Annotated in this window: 18 protein-coding genes and 1 riboswitch; of the genes, 6 read left to right on the top strand and 12 right to left on the bottom strand. The window is 34.2% G+C overall.

Features of this window, described 5'->3' with window-relative positions; translation table 11 throughout:
- Nucleotides 1-46 precede the first annotated feature (46 nt).
- Complete coding sequence (locus QMO72_RS01840) at nt 47-688, bottom strand: DUF4064 domain-containing protein (protein WP_103266376.1); 642 nt, start codon at nt 686-688, stop codon at nt 47-49.
- Between the two features lie 272 nt (nt 689-960).
- On the opposite strand from QMO72_RS01840, the gene QMO72_RS01835 reads away from it, so the two are divergent.
- Nucleotides 961-1,746 (top strand): putative hydro-lyase, encoded by a 786-nt coding sequence (locus tag QMO72_RS01835; RefSeq protein ID WP_103266377.1) that lies wholly within the window; start codon nt 961-963, stop codon nt 1,744-1,746.
- A gap of 45 nt (nt 1,747-1,791) precedes the next feature.
- Here QMO72_RS01835 and QMO72_RS01830 read toward each other — a convergent pair whose 3' ends face one another.
- The 3 genes from QMO72_RS01830 to QMO72_RS01820 all read right to left on the bottom strand — a co-directional run bounded on the left by QMO72_RS01830 (nt 1,792) and on the right by QMO72_RS01820 (nt 4,963).
- Nucleotides 1,792-2,808, bottom strand: coding sequence for a PTS sugar transporter subunit IIC (locus QMO72_RS01830; protein ID WP_103266378.1), 1,017 nt, complete (start codon nt 2,806-2,808; stop codon nt 1,792-1,794).
- Between the two features lie 390 nt (nt 2,809-3,198).
- Nucleotides 3,199-3,762, bottom strand: coding sequence for a sugar O-acetyltransferase (locus tag QMO72_RS01825; RefSeq protein WP_103266389.1), 564 nt, complete (start codon nt 3,760-3,762; stop codon nt 3,199-3,201).
- A 19-nt stretch (nt 3,763-3,781) separates the two neighbouring features.
- The gene (locus QMO72_RS01820) at nt 3,782-4,963 is read right to left on the bottom strand and encodes a DUF819 family protein (RefSeq protein ID WP_103266379.1); all 1,182 of its coding nucleotides are present in this window, start codon (nt 4,961-4,963) and stop codon (nt 3,782-3,784) included.
- A 155-nt stretch (nt 4,964-5,118) separates the two neighbouring features.
- Here QMO72_RS01820 and QMO72_RS01815 point away from each other — a divergent pair, with 155 nt between their 5' ends.
- Together QMO72_RS01815 and cwrA are read left to right on the top strand one after the other, a co-directional pair.
- Complete coding sequence (locus QMO72_RS01815; RefSeq protein ID WP_103266380.1) at nt 5,119-6,540, top strand: SLC13 family permease; 1,422 nt, start codon at nt 5,119-5,121, stop codon at nt 6,538-6,540.
- A gap of 134 nt (nt 6,541-6,674) precedes the next feature.
- Nucleotides 6,675-6,881 (top strand): cell wall inhibition responsive protein CwrA, encoded by a 207-nt coding sequence (cwrA, locus tag QMO72_RS01810; protein WP_103266381.1) that lies wholly within the window; start codon nt 6,675-6,677, stop codon nt 6,879-6,881.
- Nucleotides 6,882-6,987: 106 nt separating this feature from the next.
- On the opposite strand, the gene QMO72_RS01805 is transcribed toward cwrA, so the two are convergent.
- From QMO72_RS01805 to QMO72_RS01795, 3 genes are all read right to left on the bottom strand, one after another.
- Complete coding sequence (locus QMO72_RS01805; RefSeq protein ID WP_103266382.1) at nt 6,988-7,857, bottom strand: SDR family oxidoreductase; 870 nt, start codon at nt 7,855-7,857, stop codon at nt 6,988-6,990.
- 261 nt (nt 7,858-8,118) lie between these two features.
- Nucleotides 8,119-10,008, bottom strand: a complete 1,890-nt coding sequence (locus QMO72_RS01800; RefSeq protein ID WP_103266383.1) for an ABC transporter permease — start codon at nt 10,006-10,008, stop codon at nt 8,119-8,121.
- A complete protein-coding gene (locus QMO72_RS01795; protein ID WP_103266384.1) occupies nt 9,998-10,759 on the bottom strand; it encodes an ABC transporter ATP-binding protein in 762 nt (253 codons plus the stop codon). Before QMO72_RS01795 ends, QMO72_RS01800 begins: the two co-directional genes overlap by 11 nt.
- Before the next feature lie 238 nt (nt 10,760-10,997).
- Here QMO72_RS01795 and QMO72_RS01790 point away from each other — a divergent pair, with 238 nt between their 5' ends.
- The 3 genes from QMO72_RS01790 to copZ all read left to right on the top strand — a co-directional run bounded on the left by QMO72_RS01790 (nt 10,998) and on the right by copZ (nt 15,259).
- Nucleotides 10,998-12,449, top strand: a complete 1,452-nt coding sequence (locus tag QMO72_RS01790; protein ID WP_069823092.1) for a SulP family inorganic anion transporter — start codon at nt 10,998-11,000, stop codon at nt 12,447-12,449.
- Between the two features lie 169 nt (nt 12,450-12,618).
- Nucleotides 12,619-15,003 carry a heavy metal translocating P-type ATPase gene (locus QMO72_RS01785; protein ID WP_103266385.1) on the top strand — a complete coding sequence of 795 codons (2,385 nt, stop codon included), beginning with the start codon at nt 12,619-12,621 and terminating at the stop codon, nt 15,001-15,003.
- A gap of 49 nt (nt 15,004-15,052) precedes the next feature.
- A complete protein-coding gene (copZ, locus tag QMO72_RS01780) occupies nt 15,053-15,259 on the top strand; it encodes a copper chaperone CopZ (RefSeq protein ID WP_069823094.1) in 207 nt (68 codons plus the stop codon).
- 120 nt (nt 15,260-15,379) lie between these two features.
- Here copZ and QMO72_RS01775 read toward each other — a convergent pair whose 3' ends face one another.
- The 5 genes from QMO72_RS01775 to QMO72_RS01755 all read right to left on the bottom strand — a co-directional run bounded on the left by QMO72_RS01775 (nt 15,380) and on the right by QMO72_RS01755 (nt 20,821).
- Entirely contained in the window at nt 15,380-16,378 is a 999-nt protein-coding gene (locus tag QMO72_RS01775) for a D-lactate dehydrogenase (RefSeq protein ID WP_103266386.1), read from the bottom strand.
- Nucleotides 16,379-16,399: 21 nt separating this feature from the next.
- Complete coding sequence (locus QMO72_RS01770) at nt 16,400-17,557, bottom strand: aminotransferase class I/II-fold pyridoxal phosphate-dependent enzyme (protein WP_103266387.1); 1,158 nt, start codon at nt 17,555-17,557, stop codon at nt 16,400-16,402.
- 67 nt (nt 17,558-17,624) lie between these two features.
- A riboswitch (SAM riboswitch) is annotated at nt 17,625-17,733 on the bottom strand.
- 136 nt (nt 17,734-17,869) lie between these two features.
- On the bottom strand, nt 17,870-18,619 hold the full coding sequence (locus tag QMO72_RS01765) for an aggregation-promoting factor C-terminal-like domain-containing protein (protein WP_103266388.1): 750 nt from the start codon (nt 18,617-18,619) through the stop codon (nt 17,870-17,872).
- Nucleotides 18,620-19,140: 521 nt separating this feature from the next.
- Nucleotides 19,141-20,184, bottom strand: coding sequence for a PTS sugar transporter subunit IIC (locus QMO72_RS01760; RefSeq protein ID WP_103267028.1), 1,044 nt, complete (start codon nt 20,182-20,184; stop codon nt 19,141-19,143).
- A 208-nt stretch (nt 20,185-20,392) separates the two neighbouring features.
- A complete protein-coding gene (locus tag QMO72_RS01755) occupies nt 20,393-20,821 on the bottom strand; it encodes a 6-pyruvoyl trahydropterin synthase family protein (protein WP_103267029.1) in 429 nt (142 codons plus the stop codon).
- Between the last annotated feature and the right edge of the window lie 134 nt (nt 20,822-20,955).

Raw genomic sequence — 20,955 nt, 5'->3', positions numbered from 1 at the left:
CAAACCAGCCGATAAGTTGCTTAAGCTTATCGGCTGGTTTGTTTTATTATTTATGATAACGATCTTGTCTACGATAGTGTGTATGCTCATCAGATTCGACTTTGTCTGCAATACCATTACCTTGCGTATCTTGTTCGTTATTTTTATGAGGTTGTTCATTAATATCATCGCTAGCGCTAGAGGCATCTTTACCTTCTATATCGTCATTCTCCTTTTGATGCGAAGACGATGAATACATTCTATCATTATCATTAATGCTATAGTGTCCATCTTCATATATGGGCTGTTGTGGCTTTCTGACCAATAACATGATACCTGCGATTAACCATAACAATGCTGTAATCAAGTTAAATGTAAATACTGTTACGATAGCTATCAAGATTAACACTACGCCAACTACTTTAGGCAATCTATTAATAAGCAATGCACATATTAATGCTATAATCGTACACACAATCACTGCACCTAAAGCCATAAGGAATAAACTACTAGCAATGTCAATGTAGCGTGATGGATCAATTTGAGTTGCATTTTGATTGAATTCACCGCTGTTATTAATAGATTGTATCAATGAATCTTTTGCACTTTCATCATTTAAAAATGGAACAATCAGTGCCATTACAAATATTAATAAAAACTGTAAGAGTATCCCAACCCATGTCAATATTTTTTCAATAGTCCTTTTCATAACAATTCCCCCTGTGCGTAAACTACTCAGTTCATTTATACTATACCCCTCCAACATGACACCAACGCAAATGATAGGAGCTCATAAGCCTATGTAACGTTAATATACCAATCTGACATAAAATCTACTATATATTATGCCCATATGGAATAATGTATAGAACGGACATCTAATTTTATCATGTTTTTTTCTTTATCCAAATGCTTATTCCGTTATGAAAGTACTTTTTTTGCTAGAATAGGCTTAAGAATTAAACTCAAGGGGATGATGCTATGAACTTGCAAGACCAACAAGCACATACACTTAGAAAAATGATAAGTGCCGGAAAACTTACTGACCATACTAGTGGTATGGCTAAAGGTTTTATCCAAGCAAATGTTGTGATATTACCCTCTAAGTATGCCTATGACTTTTTAAAGTTTTGTTTTAAAAATCCAAAGACTTGCCCACTTTTAGATGTTTCAGAAACAGGTGAAACATCTTTTCCTATATACGGCAAAGAAGCAAATATATGTACCGAAGTAGCCGCTTACCGTATATATCGCAATGGAGAATTCATTGAAACTACATCGAATATTTCACATTTATTCACCAAAGATATGGTTAGCTTTTTAATCGGCTGTAGTTTTACGTTCGAACACGCATTATTAGCAGCGGGCATTCCGATACGTCACCTAGAAGAAAACCACAATGTCCCTATGTATATGACAAATATACCCGCAAATACAAGTGGTCCATTCAAAGGTAATATCACTGTAAGTATGCGTCCAATGACAATGCAACAAGCAATTAAAGCAACTGAAATTACGACACATTTTAATAATGTTCACGGGGCGCCCATACATATTGGACATCCTGAAGACATTGGCATAAGCAATATCACACAACCTGATTTTGGAGAACCTGTGACAATTAAAGACAATGAGGTTCCTGTTTTTTGGGGATGTGGTGTTACACCACAATCCGTAGCTTTAGAAGCGCAACCTGAACTCATGATCACCCATGCACCGGGTCATATGTTTATTACCGATATACATGAAAGTCAGCTGGGTAATTAATAAAAAAGACTTTAGCATATATAAATCTGCCAAAGTCTTTTTGTATTATCGTGATTCTATATCTTCTTTAGATACAATTGGATAATTTTTAAATATTATAGAACAAACATAACCGACAATGAGTCCTATGATACCTACGATAGCACCATAAATAAATATCTCTAATGGATTATTAAAACCAAACATGACTAAGAATCCTGCTAATGGTGTCGCCGTTCCAGTAGCGTCATTAACCATACCTGATGATGCAATAACTGCGCCTGCTAAAGCTCCACCGATAAAATTTGCTGTGTAAATCGGCACTGGGTTAGCAGATACAACATCTGCTTGTGATAACGGTTCAATACACACTGCAATTCTAGATTTACGATCGCCTAATTTCAATTTATTAAACATTGTGCCATTAATAAATGAAGAAGCAAATGAAACCATTGCCGCGATAGCCATTGGCATACCTGTAAGACCTAATAAGGCAGTTAATGCCATAGAACTTAAAGGGGCTGTCCCTACAACTGTAATCACTCCACCAAGTATAATCCCCATAATAATTGGACTTACTTCTGTTGAACTTTGAATAATATCACCAATCTTCAACAATGAATTATTAACTATAGGTGTAACTCCTGTTGCAACCAATCTTGCTAAAGGTGCAATAATAATAATTCCTACAATTAAGTCGATACCGTCTGGTACTTTGCGCTCAGCATATTTCATTAAAAACCCAATAACATAACCTGCTACGAAACCAGGAATTAAATCTAAACCACCACATGAAGCTGCAATAGCTAATGCATAAACAGGAGAAACACCTATCGCAAGTGCCACTAACCCTGCAGCAGCAACTCCACCAAGACTTCCAGCAGCATCTCCTAAATCCCCTAAGAATTTAATACCTAATAAATCTCCACCAACATATTTATGAAATGCTTCCACTAAAAAAGTTGCAATAGCTGCGTTTGCTAAAGCCCCCATTGCACGCATACCTTGAGGTGCTCTATATGTAAAAAGGGTAAATAAAGTTAATACAACAACTAAAAACAACGTTCCTATTAATATATCCATCTTCGATATTCCTCTTTCCTATTCTTAAAATCATTATGATTTATGCAAGTATTATGTAGTTTTTTCACTATAAGTCGAATATTCAATAGCTATCCTTATATTAGAAATCATCATACCAGTCATACTACTTATAACTTATTACACCTATCTACCTGCTCATATTTTTTCATTTTATCACATTTTCCAATTATATTCCGAACAATTTTATTATTTTCAATTTAAGCTCCGCGGAATATTTTTCTAAATTATTTTAATTATAATTTCAATATTACACAATTTATTCACAAAACAAGTGTCATATTATACTATTAGTAATGAATGTGCTGTTTAAAACAACAAAAAGCATTCACGTATATTAGATAACGAGAATGCTCTTCTTAATGCTCAATTTCATTCATTATTAATATTTTTCACTACTTTTGCCGGTACCCCCATAGCTAAAGCATTTTCTGGAATATCTTTAGTCACGACACTACCTGCACTTATAACAGAACCATCACCAATAGTCACTCCAGGTAAAACAATTACATTCGCACCTAGCCAAACATGATTTCCTATATGAATGGGTAACGCCTGTTCCAGTCCTTTATCTCTTTCTTTATAAGGAAGCGGATGGTTCGCAGTATAAAGACCACAATTCGGTCCGAAAAATACGTGGTCCCCAATTGTAATTTTAGCACCATCCATAAAATAACAATCATGATTAATAAACACACGCTGCCCTAGGTCAATATTATAACCATAATCTACTTGAAATGGACTCAATAATTCTAAGTACTTTGGTTCATAGCGAAACAATTCTTGTTGAATCGCCAGTCGTTTATTTTTATTACTCAATTTGGTTTGATTCAGTTCTAAACACAAATCCTTCGCTCTTATTCTTTCGCTTGCTAAAGCTTCATCAAAATTAGCATCATACCACTCACCAGCTAACATTTTTTCTTTTTCATTCACAATAATCCCTCCTATAAAATCACATACTATCACATACCATGTCATATATCGCTCTCCTACGATGAAATGAATTACCAATAATGAGTATAGGACCTACTAAACCTGACCACCCTTTGCCAATCGCCAAAGCCGCTGCAGTCGTAGGTCCACCTGCTGTCGCATTACTTGCTAATAGTATTTCTTCAATTTTAAAATTAAATAATTTTCCTACTACAAGACTCAAACCCAAATTAAATATAAGTATAATAATGACAAAAATAAATAATAACGGAGCAGTCGTAATAATTGTCGCAAATGACGCCGGCGTTCCTATAACTACGAAAAATATATAAATAAGAAACGTCCCAATTTCTGTTGCACCTGCTAATTTTTCAAAAAAGTCACCCCATATCGCTACAACAATTAAAGTCAACGTGGTGAGTAGCAAGTATGAATCTCCAAAAAAAGATACAATTAATGTTAATATCAAATTACTTTTAGGGATCCATTGTTGAATCAATTCAGCAGCCTTAAAACTAATTGCCACGAGTGCAATTGCACTCGCTACTGAAAATGCAATATCTAGTAATTGAATTTTTTGAGGCTGCCAATAAGACTGCCGTGACTCTTGTGAAACATCTTTCTTATAATCTGTTAAAAAATACTTTTTAATCCAAGGTAATGAAGGCATGGCAATTAATAACATAAAGTACAGTGCCATTACACTATTATCAGCTACAACAGTAGAAGAAATCATATCACTCGGCGTTTCAAATTTAGAGCTTAATGCAGCAAAATTCACACCACCTCCTATGTAACTGCCCGTCATCATAGCTCCTATCTTCGAAAGAAACGGTATCCACTGATGTAGTACTAAAAAAGCGGCGGTCGTGCCAATCATTGTTCCTATAGAAGCGATTAAGAAAATAATTAATAACCGCCTGCTCTCTCTCCAAATCTTCATTATATTAGAACTAAACAATAATAACGGAATAGATAGTGGTACAATATAATCCCACACCGTATCATACACTGGAGAGCTTGTAGGAATAACTTTAAAGTTCGATAATAACATCGCACCTACAAGCGCTATGATTGCACCAGAAATTGTACTTGCCCATTGATAACGTTGTTCTAAAAACAAACTCATCGTAGCCCATACAATAATTATCGCCCATAACATCCATGTATCATCTTTAGCTATAAATGCACCTATAACCATATAAACCTCTCCTCTATTAAAATTTCCAACTACATTAACTTAATTTTAACAGTATCTCACTTTAGTTTTTATAATTTTCAGAAAATAAATTGTCTTCGTGTTGTGAAATTGCTATTCTTAAAATAATAAACTTATAAACACAGGGGGATTTACATATGAAGAAAAAGATTGGTTTGATTCTTGGACCTTTGTTTTTTATCATCATTTATTTTATACCTGGTATTACAGGACTTGATGATGCACCAAGAGCAGTACTTGCTGTTACAGTCTTCGTTGCCACATGGTGGATTACAGAAGCTATTCCAATTCCTGCTACATCACTTATACCACTTGTTTTATTACCATTAACTGGAGGAACAGATGAAAAAGTTGCCTCAAGTGCCTATGCAGATCCCATTGTCTTTATGTATATGGGGGGATTTATCATAGCTTTAGCAATTGAAAAATGGTCCTTACATAAACGTATCGCTATGACAATTATTTCTATGATGGGCTCTAATAGCAACCGTATTATTCTAGGTACAATGATTGCAACATCGTTTATTTCTATGTGGATTTCCAATGCAGCAACTGCGCTTATGATGCTACCGATTGCATTAGCTTTAATTCAAGAAATTAAAGAAGCACAATTTTTAAAACCTGAATCCGCACATAAATTTGGTAAAGCTTTACTATTAACCGTCGCCTATTCAGCATCAATTGGTGGATTAGCTACACTGATTGGTTCTGTACCTAACGCTGTTTTCGCCGCTATTGCCGCTTCTAGTTTAGATCGAAAAGTTTCATTTTTACAATGGATGATATTCGCATTACCAGTGACAATTATCCTATTAGTTGTGCTCTATTTTATGATGACCAAGTGGTTATTTAAAATTGAAGATGCTGATAAAATATCTTCTGACTTTGCCAAAAAAGCTTTACATGATTTAGGACCAATGCGTAATGAAGAGAAGTTAACTGGTATTGTCTTTCTATTTGTCAGTCTTTTGTGGATTGGCGGTAATTTATTACCAGAAGCTTTACATTTGTCTGATACAGTCATCGCTATACTTGGCGCTGTATTATTATTTCTTATACCTGCTAAATCTAAAAAAGGTGGATTACTCATTTGGGATGATATGAGTAAATTGCCATGGGGAATTCTTCTGTTATTTGGTGGTGGTCTATCATTAGCAGCCGCCTTTGAAGATTCTGGTCTTACAAAATGGTTTGGTGGTATGTTAGGTGTTGTGAAACCATTGCCTATGATTTTAATCGTAATCGTTTTAACGACGGCGATTTTATTCTTAACAGAAGTCATGTCGAATACTGCTGTATCCAATATGTTGATGCCAATCAGTATTGGTTTTGCAGCTGCAATTAGTAGAGATCCTTTTATTATTATGGGGATTGTCGCATTATCATCAACTTGTGCGTTTATGTTACCTATTTCTACACCTCCTAACGCTGCTGTGTTCAGTTCAGATGAATTAGAAATGAAAGACATGGTAAAGGCTGGGTTCATCTTAAATATATTCGCTATTATAATCATCTCTCTCTTTGCATATTTCTGGTTGCCTATCGCCTTTGGTATATAATATTATTAAAGTTGTATACTAAATATCACCTTATACTACTAAGGTATGATGAGGCTTCTATACTATGGACGCATGTCATATCGTACAAAATAGTTTAATATTATAGTATAAACTTACAAAAGGAGCCATTTAATATGAAAACACTCTTTAAAGGCGCTATTGCTATAGTACTTATTCTAGGTGTTGTCAAAACTTTCCAAGAGCATGATGTAGCGACGGAAGCGACAACGTATTATAATCAAGTTAAAAGCGGCGAGATACTACAAAATGTAGAGAACCTAAACTTTGATTCACTTAAAAATATGAATTTTGATAATCTTAAACCTTCAGACTTCTTTTAATTATTAACTAATATGACCTACTTCGTATATTCTAATCACTTGATTCCATAAGAAAAGCAGTATAATACACACCAGTTAAGTGTATTACACTGCTTTATTTTTTGTGTTAAGAAGTAATATAATCTCCACCATTTACATGAATAACCTGTCCGGTAATATAAGAACTATCAGCATACGAAGCTAAAAATACATACGAAGGTGCTAATTCGGCCGGCTGTCCTCGACGTTGCATTGGCGTATCGCCACCTTGATTTTCAACTTTATCTGCTGAAAATGTAGCTGGAATTAAAGGGGTATATATCGGGCCAGGTGCCACAGCATTCACACGTACGCCTTTTTCAATTAAAGATGATGCTAAAGAACGTGTAAAAGCGACAATCGCACCTTTAGTTGCGGAATAATCTATCAAATGCGCAGATCCTCTATATGCTGTGACACTTGTTGTGTTAACAATTGCATCTCCTTCTTTTAAATGAGGTATGGCAGCTTGTGACAAGAACATCATACCAAAAATATTGGTTTCAAATGTTTCTTTTACTTGCTCTGGTGTTACCTCTTCAAAATGATCTCTTGGAAATTGTACACCACCATTGTTAACCAATATATTCAATCCGCCAAAATCATCGATGACTTGCTGTATCAAATTTTGAGATGACGTTACATCTTTTAAATCATGCGCATATGCCTTTGCTTGTACCCCAATTTCCTTCAAACGATTCACAACTATCTGTGCATCATCGTGCTCATTGTAATAACCAATCGCGACATTAGCGCCTTCTTTCGCATAAAGTATAGCTACGGCTCTTCCAATTCCTGAGTCGCCACCTGTTATTAAAGCTACTTTTCCTTCTAATTTACCGCCACTTTTATAATTTTCCATTTCAGACAGTGGTTGTGGATTCATGTCTTTTTCGATACCCGGCTGTTGATCTTGCGTATAACCTTGGATTTGTTTATGAAATTCAGTTAGATTCATATAATTTCCCTCCATTTTACTTCTTTGTATTGCAAGATACCACTTTTCTCCTAAAGCAAACATGTAACATATTTCATAAATTATAATCAATTCATAGTAATCAAATAACTATGTTATGATCAAACATTACTTTTAACTTACAATAGCTAATGCATGCTACTACGAGATATCGCTGTATATAATAAGCGTCCAATCAGATTTCGAAATCTGATTGGACGCTATACGAAATATAAGTTTTTCACTCTGAACTTTTAGCTCATTTTAAATAGAATGTTTTACAATACGACTCGAATGTATGAATGACATCATTGCAAATATAAAGTAAATCACTGAATAAATCACCATGACAATATAAACTGGAAGCATATTTGTAGCACCCATCAATACCACAAAGGCTTTCGCTGCAAAATAAGCATGCAATAGTGAAACAATAAGCGGTAAACCAAAATTAAACAAAATCTTCAAAGCTAAGCCTTTCAACATATCCTGATGTGTATACCCTATTTTACGAAGAATTCGGAAGTTAGGCATCTCATCTTCTGTTTCGTCCATCTGTTTAATATAAATAATACACCCAGCTGCGACTAAGAAAGCTAAACCTAAGAATGAAGTTACAAATAATAAGATACCCATACTATCATTAAAATCTTGGCGTAATACTTTTTGGGATTGAATATTGGGATCGACTGATTTTGCTAGTTTATTTACCTTGGACCAATCTGCTGAGTTCATTAAATTGTATCCATATTGTTTGTGTGTTTCTGTACTATGTTTTTTTAGTTGGTCATATTTATCAGCACTAACTAATAACACTGGTGCGTTGTAACTCACTTCGTTTTTAAAGTCGACTTCTTTATTCACATCTATAACTTTAAACGCTTCTTTTGTTTCACCCTTAATTTCTATATCTTTATTTAAATTATATTTCAGTAAACTAGAAGAAGTAGCGAAATTCACCATTTTCGCATGATTGCCCACAATATCTTTATCATTGAAATATTTATTGCTAGTGATAAAGATTTCATCTGTAGCATTATAATTCATTGATTTTTTAAAGAAATCATCTTTCAAAACTTTAACTTCTGACAATTCTTTATATACAGGTGTGTAACGAATATGCGCTTGTTCTAATTTATCTTCAAATTGCTCAGCTTGTTTTGCTTTTATAAAATTAAAATCTTGTGGTGATGATTGATTAACAGTATCATCAATCATCGATCGACTAATAGCTCCAAAACATAAGACTGTAACAGTGACCGCAGAAATGATAGCGATAATTGTTAAAGATAGCGCGTTTTTCTTCATTTTATGCATGATTGAAGAAGTGAATACTACATCAGTAACACTCACGTTACCATGTTTAGAGCGTTTTAACGTTTTAAATATCAGTGACACCGAGCTTCTAAAAAATAAATATGCACCTATCACTGTTAAAGCTAAGATAATAAACGGTACAAACATAAAAATATGAGCGAATTCACCAAACATTTCTGTCGACATATAATAACCAAAGCCAATCATAACAATGCCTAACACACCTAAAATCACTTCTATAATTGTAATTTTAGGCTTGGTCGCTTCACTTTTCGAATTATCATTTATCATGTCTAAGATACTACGTTTTCGTAAAAACAAATATCCTTGTATGAGTATGAGTACAAACGAAACAATTAACAAAATAAATGTCTGTAAGATTGCTGGAAACTGAAATGATAGCGACACACTTGTATTTATATCTAGCACTTTAAGTACAATCATCAAAAGAATTTTCGATCCAAATACCCCTATCACCATACCAATAATTCCTGTAACAAAGAACATGATGAACTGTTCTATAAATAACATTCGTATGATGTTTTTTCTAGTTAGTCCAATCAATTGGTACAACGCAAATTCACGTGTACGACGCTTTATAAATAAATGGCTAGCATACAATAGAAAAACAACAATAATAAAGAACAGAAAATTAGCACCGATTTCTGAACCTTTTTTGATAACTTTCATTGAATTTTCGTTGTTAATACTATCTGTATATTTTAATGTAACGAAACTAAAAAATAATACAATACTGACAATTAACGAAAAAATGAACATCGCATAATGTCGTATATTTTTACTGAAATTCTTTAATACAATTTGATTAAAATTCATTCGTCACACCACCTAAGGCTGTTTGCATATGAATGATGTTTTTATAGAATACTTGATTAGAATCATCGCCTTGGTATATTTCTGAATGGATATTGCCATCTTTTAACATGATAACTCGATTTGAATAACTTGCTGCTACAGGATCGTGCGTCACCATAACAATCGTTGCGTTCATATTTTTATTCATATCTTCAAGCCTATTTAGTAAGTCTTGTGCACTCTTAGAATCTAAAGCACCTGTAGGCTCATCAGCAAAAATAATTGCTGGTTTATGTACAGATGCACGGGCAGCAGCTGTTCGTTGTTGTTGACCACCTGAAATTTCATTTGGATATTTATCACCTAAATCTTTAATCCCTAGTGCTTCCGTTACCTCATTATAACTTTCTTCTTTCACCTTCTTAGACATCTTTTGTATCGACAATGGCAACATAATATTTTCTTTTACTGTCAATGTATGAAGCACGCTATAATTTTGAAAAATAAAGCCTACTTCCTTTTTTCGAAAATCTGCTAAAGCTTTATTACTCATTTTATTTATCTTGTGACCATTGATTTCTACTGTGCCACTGGTAATATAATCAATTGAACTTAACACATTTAATAATGTCGTTTTGCCTGATCCTGAAGGCCCCATAATCGTAACAAATTCGCCTTGTTCAATAGAAAAATCAATACCTTTTAGTACTTCTTGCTGTCGGTGTCTATTACCATACTTTTTAGTTAGCCCTTCAACTTTTAATATAGACATATATTCACTCCTTCATTCGTTTTATATATATTTATCATAGCTTAATTTTGAATTAGATTCGTTTGTTACAACTAACAAAAACGATGATTCAAATGACAAAGTTGTCACATACATCATTCATAAAACTTCGTTTCAAAATATCTCATTTTATCCTCAAAATATTTATTATATTATTTCAATCACTACTTTTTTCATATGATATAATAGCTTAGTTCAAATTAAAAAAGGAGTATTAGATATGTTAAATAAAATTAAAAAAGAATGGTTCACTGCGCCCGGCACTAATATATTAGCTGGTATTGTAGTCGCACTCGCATTGATTCCTGAGGCCCTTTCTTTCTCAATCATTGCTGGCGTAGACCCTATGGTAGGCTTATATTCTTCATTTATTATTGCAGTAGTCATTTCATTTGTCGGTGGTAGGCCCGCTATGATTTCTGCAGCGACAGGTTCTGTCGCACTCGTCATCGTACCGTTAGTGAAAGATCATGGTGTTCAATATTTACTTGCCGCCACCATATTAATGGGAATTATCCAAATTATATTTGGTATATTAAAAGTAGGACGATTAATGAAATTCATTCCAAACTCTGTCATGATTGGTTTTGTAAATGCCTTAGCAATTCTAATATTCATGACACAGCTTAAGCATATCTTTGGTATTTCTATCCCTACATATCTTTTCGTTATCTTTACCCTACTTATTGTCTATTTATTACCACGTGTATTCAATAGAATACCTGCCCCTCTTGTTGCAATTGTGTTGTTGACGACAATTGCAATCGTCAGTGGCGCTAATGTTAAGACAGTTGGTGATTTAGGTGAAATTAAACGTTCATTACCACACTTCTTTGTACCTGATGTACCATTCAATTTTGAAACATTACAAATTATTTTCCCTTATGCACTATCTATGGCAATTGTAGGACTCGTAGAAAGTTTACTTACCGCTCGCATCGTAGATCAAGCAACAGATACTTATAGTAATAAGAACCAAGAATCACGTGGTCAAGGTGTAGCCAATATGATTACCGGTTTCTTCGGTGCCATGGGTGGTTGCGCGATGATTGGTCAATCTGTAATAAATGTTCGTTCTGGTGCAACTACACGTTTATCTACATTTACAGCAGGCATATTTTTAATTATTTTAATTATGGTTTTTGGAGAGTGGGTTGTACAAATACCTATGCCAATTCTTGCAGGCATCATGATTATGGTTTCCGTTGGAACATTTGATTGGCGCTCATTTAAATTTATAAGGAAGGCCCCACGTACGGATGCTTTTGTAATGATTTTAACCGTTGCTATCGTATTAATTTCTAATAACCTTGCTTTAGGCGTTATTGTCGGTGTCATCGTTAGTGCGCTATGCTTTGCTACAAAGATTTCTAACGTTGTAGTCCAATATAAAGAAATTGATGGAGCTATCCATTATCAAATCAAAGGACAAATTTTCTTTGTCTCTATAGATGCTTTGATGAACCAATTAGACTTGGAATTAAGAAATCAAATCATCTATTTAGATTTTAGCAATGCACATCTATGGGATGATTCCGCAGTCAATGCCATCGATACTTTAATTGAAAATTATAATAAAAAGAACAATACCATTTATGTACAACATTTAAACAAAGACAGTAGAAAGATTGTTTCTGAACTAAGCAAAGTAAATCAACAACACCTACTTTAAAATAACGACTGAGATTAAGCTATGCAAAATTTTAAAAACTTTGCATAGCTTAATCTCTTTTTTTATAAAACATGTCAATTGACTTTCATACCCTTAGGGGGTATATTAAACATTGAGATAACACATAAACACAAAATTAATACTATTCACTATAAAGGAGGGGCTATATATGGAAGATAGAAAAAAAACAACATTAGATATTACAGGAATGACATGCGCTGCTTGTGCAAATCGTATCGAAAAGAATTTAAATAAAATGAGTGATGTTGATGCAAATGTTAATGTTACAACTGAAAAAGCAACGATTGAATACAATCCCCACACTTCGAACATTTCAGATATCACTAAAAACATTGAAAAAACAGGATACAGCGTGCATATTGAAAAAACTGAACTAGATGTGATAGGCATGACATGTGCAGCATGTTCAAATAGAATAGAAAAGGTGCTCAATCGAACTGATGGGGTCACTTCAGCTAATGTCAACTTAACAACTGAAAATGCTGTGATATCCTATAATCCTAATGAAGTGTCTGTAGAAGATTTAATTCAAAAAGTTCAAAAAATTGGTTATGATGCACAACCGAAACGTGAAACAACAGAAAAAGATTCTCGTAAGAAACAGGAATTAAGCCATAAACGTATTAAACTTATTATTTCAGCTATATTAACTGCGCCTTTATTATTAACAATGCTTGTGCACCTTTTCGGTTTGCCCATACCACATATTTTCATGAACCCTTGGTTTCAAATCACACTTGCTACCCCAGTACAATTTATAATTGGTTGGCAATTCTATGTTGGCGCTTATAAAAACTTACGCAATGGTTCTGCAAATATGGATGTACTTGTCGCTTTAGGAACAAGCGCTGCATATTTCTATAGTATTTATGAGATGATTAAATGGCTCACTTTCCAAAATTATGCACCGCATTTATATTTTGAAACAAGTGCTGTATTAATTACTCTAATTCTATTCGGTAAATATTTAGAAACACGCGCTAAGTCACAAACAACTCACGCTTTAAGTGAATTACTCAACCTCCAAGCGAAAGAAGCACGTGTATTGCGAAGTAATGAAGAACAAATGATTCCTTTGCATGAAGTCGTCAAAGGTGACATTCTAATCATTAAACCTGGTGAGAAAGTCCCTGTAGATGGGAAAGTCATCAAAGGTAACACTTCAATTGACGAGTCTATGTTAACGGGTGAATCTATCCCTATTGAAAAATCAACGAATGATACAGTCATTGGTTCAACAATGAACAAGAATGGCTCAATTTCTATTGAAGCTACTAAAGTAGGTAAAGATACTGCACTTGCTTCTATTATTAAAGTCGTAGAAGACGCCCAAGGTTCAAAAGCGCCAATCCAACGTTTAGCAGATATTATTTCTAGTTATTTCGTTCCTATTGTAGTTGGTATATCACTAATTACGTTTATTGTATGGATTACACTGATTCAATATGGTGAATTTGAACCCGCACTTGTAGCATCGATTGCAGTACTTGTCATTGCCTGTCCTTGTGCACTAGGCTTAGCAACACCTACTTCAATCATGGTAGGAACTGGAAAAGCTGCTGAAAATGGTATTTTATTTAAAGGCGGCGAACATATCGAACGCACACACAACATTGATACAATTGTCCTAGACAAGACTGGTACTATCACCAATGGTAAACCAGTCGTCACTGATTTCGAAGGTGATACTGAAACATTGCAATTGTTAGCTAGTGCAGAAAAAGGATCTGAACACCCACTTGCAGAAGCAATTGTGCAATATGCACATACTAACCAAATCACATTATTAGATGTCGATTATTTTGAAGCTATACCTGGTCATGGTATAACTGCTACATTTGATGGTAAATCACTGTATGTTGGTAACCGTAAATTTATGCTTGAGCAATCTATATCTATTGATAAAATGGAGTCACAAATGACTAAATATGAAGAAGCTGGTAAAACAGCAATGCTTATTGCAATAGATGATGAATTAAGAGGAGTCATCGCCGTTGCTGACACCGTTAAAGATTCAGCCAATAAAGCAATTCAACAACTTCATAACTTAGGTATAAACGTCGCCATGCTAACTGGAGATAACGAACGTACTGCACAAGCCATCGCAAAACAAGTAAATATCGATACTGTTATTGCACAAGTATTACCAGAAGAAAAAGCTTCAAAGATTAATGAATTACAGCATACCGGTAAAACTGTAGCTATGGTTGGTGATGGTGTAAATGATGCACCTGCACTCGTCCAAGCTGATATTGGTATTGCAATAGGCACAGGTGCTGAAGTAGCAATTGAAGCAGCTGATGTAACTATTCTAGGTGGCGATTTATTATTATTACCCAAAGCAATTCTTGCTAGTAAATCTACAATACGTAATATTCGCCAAAATTTATTTTGGGCACTCGCTTATAATATAGCTGGTATTCCTATCGCTGCAATTGGATTACTAGCACCATGGGTTGCCGGCGCTGCAATGGCTTTAAGTTCAGTGAGTGTTGTCACTAACGCATTACGCTTAAAACGCATGAAGTTATAGTTAAAATAATATTAGCCATGCGTCAATTGAATTTAAGGAGGTGATTAATATGAAAACAGAAACAATTACTGTTGAAGGTATGAGTTGTGACCACTGTAAACAGGCTGTGGAATCTGCCCTAACAAATTTAGACGGTGTATCAACTGCTACGGTCAATCTTTCAGAAGGAAATGTCGATGTCAATTACGATGATGATAAAGTAGCATTCGCTCATATGAAAGATGCAATCGAGGATCAAGGTTACGACGTAAAATAACCTTACTCAATATAAAGTAAAATGGTGATTACATATTGAAGATGTAATCACCATTTTTTATTTATAATTGCTTTTCATAAGTTAATCATTCATACACTGCACGTTGATGCTTTAGCTATTTTAATTCACACGTAGTTGCGTATCCCCTGTTTGCAATACTTCTATCGTTGCATCCAATGCATCAACGATTAAATTTTCCACAGCCGCATCTGTATAAAATGCGATATGTGGTGATACAATAACATCTTGACGCGTTATTAAATGTTTTAACAACTCATCTTCAAATGTACCCTCGCGTTGATCACTTGGAAACAAACCTTTTTCACCTTCATAGGTATCAAGTGCAGCGCCTTTAATTTTTCCGTTATCAAGTGCATTTACTAATGCTTTCGTATCAACAATCGTACCTCGGGCACAGTTAATAAATACTGCACCTTCTTTAAATTGATTAAATAACGCATCATTGAATAAATAGTTATTTTCTTTACTCGCTGGGATATGTACTGTCACAATATCAGCATCTTTAATAGCTTCACTAATACTTGTTTCATATGTTAAAAATGACTTTAACGCTTCATTGGGGAAAATATCATAAGCAACGACTTGCGTTTCGAAGCCTTTAGCAAAAATTTTCGCAACAATGCTCCCAATTCGTCCTGTACCAATCACCGCTACTTTTAAATCTTTCATAGAACGCGATAATATTTCAGGTTGCCATCTAAAATCAAACTCTGCTGTTTTCTGTTGAATATCATTATAATTACGAATTAAATTCAACGCTTGAGATACCGTGTATTCAGCTATAGAATGTGGTGAATAGGATGGTACATTAGAGATGATTAAATCATATTTCTTAGCTAACTCAAAATCATAGCAATCAAACCCTGCACTTCGTTGGGCAATCTGCTTAATACCAAATTCATGCAATTTTTTATACACTTCCTCATCTAATGGCAATTGTTGAGACAAAGATACACCATCAAAGCCTTTAACGCGATCAACTGTATCTATAGTAAGCAAATCTTTGTCTAAATCAACTTCTACCGCCCGCTGTGTAGACCATGCTTCAATATAGGGTATATCCTCTGGTCTCACTCCAAATAATTTAATCGTTGTCATAATCATTTCACTCCTAATGTTTTATTGATATAAATGTTTTAATGACTGGATTCGTTTCGCTGCTTCCACTAACTCTACATCGTTAAGGGCTAATGAAATTCTTACATAATTCCTCCCTTGTTCACCAAATGGTATACCTGGGGCCACTAGAATAGACTGTTCTTGTAATAAATACGTTACAAACGCTTCTCCATCGTATCCTTTAGGTGTTTGTAACCATAAGAAAATGCCACCCCTCATTGGTTCAAAAGGAATATGAGCTTCTTTTAATTTCTTTTCAAATTCATCTCTTCTTCGTTTAAAAGTTTCATTTTGAGTTTCTAAAAATGAATCATAATGATTTAATGCATATGTAGCGGCATCTTGAAGTGCACCAAACATCCCAGCATGTGTGTGTGTTTGAAATTTCTTCAAGGCTTGTATCATTTCTTTATTCCCAACCGCAAACCCTACTCTAAAACCAGACATGTTATATCCCTTAGATAAAGAAAATACTTCAATAGCTAAATCTTTGGCACCTTCAGATTGAAGTATACTTGGATTTTTATTATCAAAACCAAAAGCACTATACGCAAAGTCATGCACAATTTTAGTTTTTGTATTTTTAAATTGAGCTACAGCTTCATCAAATATCGATTGTGTAGCAACTGAACCAGTTGGGTTATTAGGATAAGTCAAATAAACTAGACGCGTCTTTGATAAAACTTCTTTATCTACTTTATTCCATTCTGGTAAGTAATACGGTGCTTTAAGTACCAGAGCGTGTGGCTTAGCATCAGCCAATAATACACCAGCTAAATAATCTGTATAACCTGGATCAGGTAGCAAAACATACTCCCCAGGGTTAACAATACATTGCGGTAAATTTACTAAGCCATTTTTTGTGCCATACAATATACAAACTTCATCTTCCTTATCTAAATCAACTTGATATTGCCGTTTATAAAAGTCGACAATGGCTTGTTTAAAGCTATCTTTACCATGAAACGCGCCATACTTTTGATTCTCTGGAATCCGTATTGATTCACTCAAACAGTCGATAATACCTTGGGGTGTCTCACCGTCTGGGATGCCCACTGCCATATTAATTAATGTTTTACTACCATGTTCTACTTTACGTCCCATTGTTTTCCCAAAATAACTATCAGGAATTTGAGCTAATTTATCAGAAATTACCATGTTTATGCCCTCCTATAAAAATAAAAAAGCTATATACCTTTTAAAGTGGCATATAGCTTTCACATGTCACCTATCTTTCAAGTCATATTACTTGTTGGACGAAGCACAGTACTCGACATGCAAGTCTGTTGCTGAAGTATCAATGGGCCAAATCCCTCAACTTCTCTGGATAAGTTTGTCATTATTAAATTAACTATAATTTTATCAGAATATTCATACTTGTCAATCATCTATAGATAAAAAAGAGAGTGCCTCCTAAGAGACACTCTCTGATATATAGGACTAAATGTTGAACATTTAGTTACTTAAATCTTACCACCAGTTATTTTGAGAACGGAAAGCAAGTGCTGCGTCAACTGAACCGTAACGCTCTTTAGCATAGTTAAGCATACCTTTAGTTTGAGTAGCTACTGAACCAGTTCCCCATGATTCTTTAGTTTGACCTAAACCTTGGTAACCTAATTCGTTAACAGCATTTGGATTACCGCTTGATTCAGGCATTACAATTGTATTCCACATAGCTTCTGTACCACCAGCAGCTAAGAATTGAGATTTAACTGATCCACCAGTTGAAGCAGCTGTAGTTTTTGCAGCTTCATAAGTTTTAGTTGCAGTACTTGTTTGAGCTGTTTGAACGTTAGAGTTTGATGAAGCTTTAGGCGCTTCAACTGCTTCTACGTTTGTTGTTTTTGTAGTTGCTTGTGAACGAACTTCACTAGCTGCTGTTTCATTAGTGTTTGATGAAGCTTGTGAACTTACATCTTGTGAAGCTGTGCTTTGAGAAGTTGTACTTTGAGCACCTGCTACATCGTATTTCCATGACCATGAACTACCATCTGAAGTGAAAGTATATTCGTAACCATTTAATACGAAGTCATAGTTGTACGCACCAGCGTGTAATGGTTTTTCGTTTAATTGAGCAGCTCCACTTTGAGCTAATTCAGCTAAATGACCTTGGTCAATATTTGACTCTGAAGCGTGTGCTTCATTGTGATCTGTTGACGCATAACCTGTTACGCCTAATGCTACTGCTAATGATGATGCTAAAATTGTCTTCTTCATAATAAAAAAATCCTCCATTTAAATCTTTTGTAAGTAAAATTATATTTTCGTTAAATTATTTATCGTATCTGCTAGTTAACATATCTACCAAAATTGTTTAATTTTTTTATGCGCTATTTTTTCGCCACAAATAATATACCATAAATTTCGTTGATTTATATTACACTTGTATAACAAAACTTTACAAAAGTAATGTCCTCTTGTAATATTGGAAACCTTTTCGTTTTGTTTTATAACGCCTAAATTATTTTCTTCCACTCTGATTTTGTGTATAAACCCTTTCGCGTAAGTGTTTAATTACATTTTTAAAAATAATAAATTATTTTCTGAATTATTACAGAAAACGTTTTTGTTACATAATTGTAAAATAAAAATTCGACAGAAAAATTATATTTTAGTGCAATGCTTGTAATTAATTTATTAAGAAAATATAAAAAGGCTACTGTCACGTAGCCTTTTTGAGTAATTTTACCCTTTTGTATTGAAGTATAAAAATTTCTTCTCTTAACAAACTTTACATTTTAAACTAAGAATTTGAATATTTCTCTATCATATAATTTTAATACTTTCATATAGAATGCGTTCACTAAATAACCACTAACAAATGGAACTACAAAGAATGCGATAAATACGAGTAGTAAACTTAATAATGGTGGATGATCCATAAATCTAAATCCACTTATCGGACCAACCAGTCCTATAATTCCAAAGCCTGCTGATTCTTTTGTTCCTCCTATGCCTATCAATGCACCTACAAAGCCCGTAATTAGCGCAGTAGTAAATATCGGTAATAAGATAATAGGATGCCTCACCATATTGGGAATCATCATCTTAACGCCACCTAAGAAAATTGTTATTGGCACACCTGATCTATTAATCTTAACTGTACCTGCAACAAGCACGCCTTCACATGCAACGATACCAAGAGATGCAGAGCCTGCCGCAAGCCCGCTAATCCCTATAGCCAATGCCGTTGCCACCGTAGATATCGGACTAATAATAATAAAACTGAACACCAGTGCAATGAGCATCGACATTAATATAGGTTGTAATTCAGTAAATGAATTGACAAGGTTCCCTATCCCTGTCGTAATTAATTTTATGTATGGAAGTATAAGAACACCAATAAGGCTGGCTAATACGCCAACTATCGTAGGTAAAATAATTAAAGTCAAACTACCAAATCGTTCTCCTATCACTAATATAAAGAATACTGCAATTGCAGCTGTAATCATTGTGTTAATTAAATCCCCAACCCCTACCAGCATCCACACACCATCTTTAAATTGTGCTGCACCGCTACCAACAAACGCAGAACTCGCAACGACTGCTGTCGCTAAAGGTGTAAGTTTAAAACGCATCGCAATCAATGCGCCAACTAAAAGTGGTACAGTAAATTGAATACTTTCTACTATTTGTAGTAATGTTTGGAATATAGCATATTTCGGGGCGAATAGTTTAAACAGCTCTCCTAAAATCGCATTAGGAATAAGACCTGCAACAATTGCTATTGCTACACCAGATAATACATTATTGATAAATTGTTTCGGACTCATCTTAATCATAGAAGTTCCTCCTAAGCTGTAGTAAAATATACTATATCATATTTTCTTAATTTTCAGAATATTTATTTTGTAACTTTTATTTTTTTACATCGCCTCGTCACAACATACTAAAGCACATCTTTCTAATCTTTCTCCAGAAAGCAAACTACTTTCTTTCATTTAGAAAAATGTGCTTTAAGCAGTTACTGCATACTTATTCTTCATACGCTTAGTTATCCATGAGTTTTGCAGTAAGTACAAGGCCTTGCGTGTCATTTTCAAAAAACTCTAGTTTTTGCAACTTATTATTTTGAGGTAAAAAAATTTCAAACTGTTCCCATATCCAAAAAGCAATATTTTCAGCAGTTGTATTCATTTCTGGTAATGTCTCATTAACCAATTGATATTCTAAGTAGGGTGCGATATGTGCCTTATAGAGCTTGTCAACTTCATTAAAATCCATAGCTAAGCCATAATGATCTATTTCAGATAAAATCTCTACATTAAATTTATATTGTTGGTTTTCTAGATCTTTGTGCAATTTTTCTGTGAAATAAATTCGATTGTCACATTTAAATTCATAAAAAGTTTTTATTAATACTGCATTATTTCTATATTTAAATGTTTCAGGTGGTAAAATATCATCAAATTGAGTCATCATTGTTCACTCCTTTTCCCTTTACCAACCTATACCCTTTTCTCTTTCTTCTATATAAAACTACAGAAGCTTGATGTTTTTAAATATGAATGCGCGGCAAGATGATATATAAATCATTATATACGAAAGGTTGT

It is taken from the genome of Staphylococcus casei (genome assembly GCF_030294405.1).
Lineage (GTDB): Bacteria > Bacillota > Bacilli > Staphylococcales > Staphylococcaceae > Staphylococcus > Staphylococcus succinus.
This window is presented reverse-complemented; position numbering and strand designations above follow the sequence as displayed.

Coding starts and splice junctions, on each gene's coding strand:
- copZ (WP_069823094.1), top strand. CDS start 15,053: ATGAAAACAGAAACAATTACTGTTGAAGGTATGAGTTGTGACCACTGT.
- QMO72_RS01830 (WP_103266378.1), bottom strand. CDS start 2,808: ATGGATATATTAATAGGAACGTTGTTTTTAGTTGTTGTATTAACTTTA.
- QMO72_RS01805 (WP_103266382.1), bottom strand. CDS start 7,857: ATGAATCTAACTGAATTTCATAAACAAATCCAAGGTTATACGCAAGAT.
- QMO72_RS01835 (WP_103266377.1), top strand. CDS start 961: ATGAACTTGCAAGACCAACAAGCACATACACTTAGAAAAATGATAAGT.
- QMO72_RS01840 (WP_103266376.1), bottom strand. CDS start 688: ATGAAAAGGACTATTGAAAAAATATTGACATGGGTTGGGATACTCTTA.
- QMO72_RS01815 (WP_103266380.1), top strand. CDS start 5,119: ATGAAGAAAAAGATTGGTTTGATTCTTGGACCTTTGTTTTTTATCATC.
- QMO72_RS01755 (WP_103267029.1), bottom strand. CDS start 20,821: ATGACTCAATTTGATGATATTTTACCACCTGAAACATTTAAATATAGA.
- QMO72_RS01775 (WP_103266386.1), bottom strand. CDS start 16,378: ATGACAACGATTAAATTATTTGGAGTGAGACCAGAGGATATACCCTAT.
- QMO72_RS01790 (WP_069823092.1), top strand. CDS start 10,998: ATGTTAAATAAAATTAAAAAAGAATGGTTCACTGCGCCCGGCACTAAT.
- QMO72_RS01765 (WP_103266388.1), bottom strand. CDS start 18,619: ATGAAGAAGACAATTTTAGCATCATCATTAGCAGTAGCATTAGGCGTA.
- QMO72_RS01820 (WP_103266379.1), bottom strand. CDS start 4,963: ATGGTTATAGGTGCATTTATAGCTAAAGATGATACATGGATGTTATGG.
- QMO72_RS01770 (WP_103266387.1), bottom strand. CDS start 17,557: ATGGTAATTTCTGATAAATTAGCTCAAATTCCTGATAGTTATTTTGGG.
- QMO72_RS01795 (WP_103266384.1), bottom strand. CDS start 10,759: ATGTCTATATTAAAAGTTGAAGGGCTAACTAAAAAGTATGGTAATAGA.
- cwrA (WP_103266381.1), top strand. CDS start 6,675: ATGAAAACACTCTTTAAAGGCGCTATTGCTATAGTACTTATTCTAGGT.
- QMO72_RS01800 (WP_103266383.1), bottom strand. CDS start 10,008: ATGAATTTTAATCAAATTGTATTAAAGAATTTCAGTAAAAATATACGA.
- QMO72_RS01785 (WP_103266385.1), top strand. CDS start 12,619: ATGGAAGATAGAAAAAAAACAACATTAGATATTACAGGAATGACATGC.
- QMO72_RS01760 (WP_103267028.1), bottom strand. CDS start 20,184: ATGATTAAGATGAGTCCGAAACAATTTATCAATAATGTATTATCTGGT.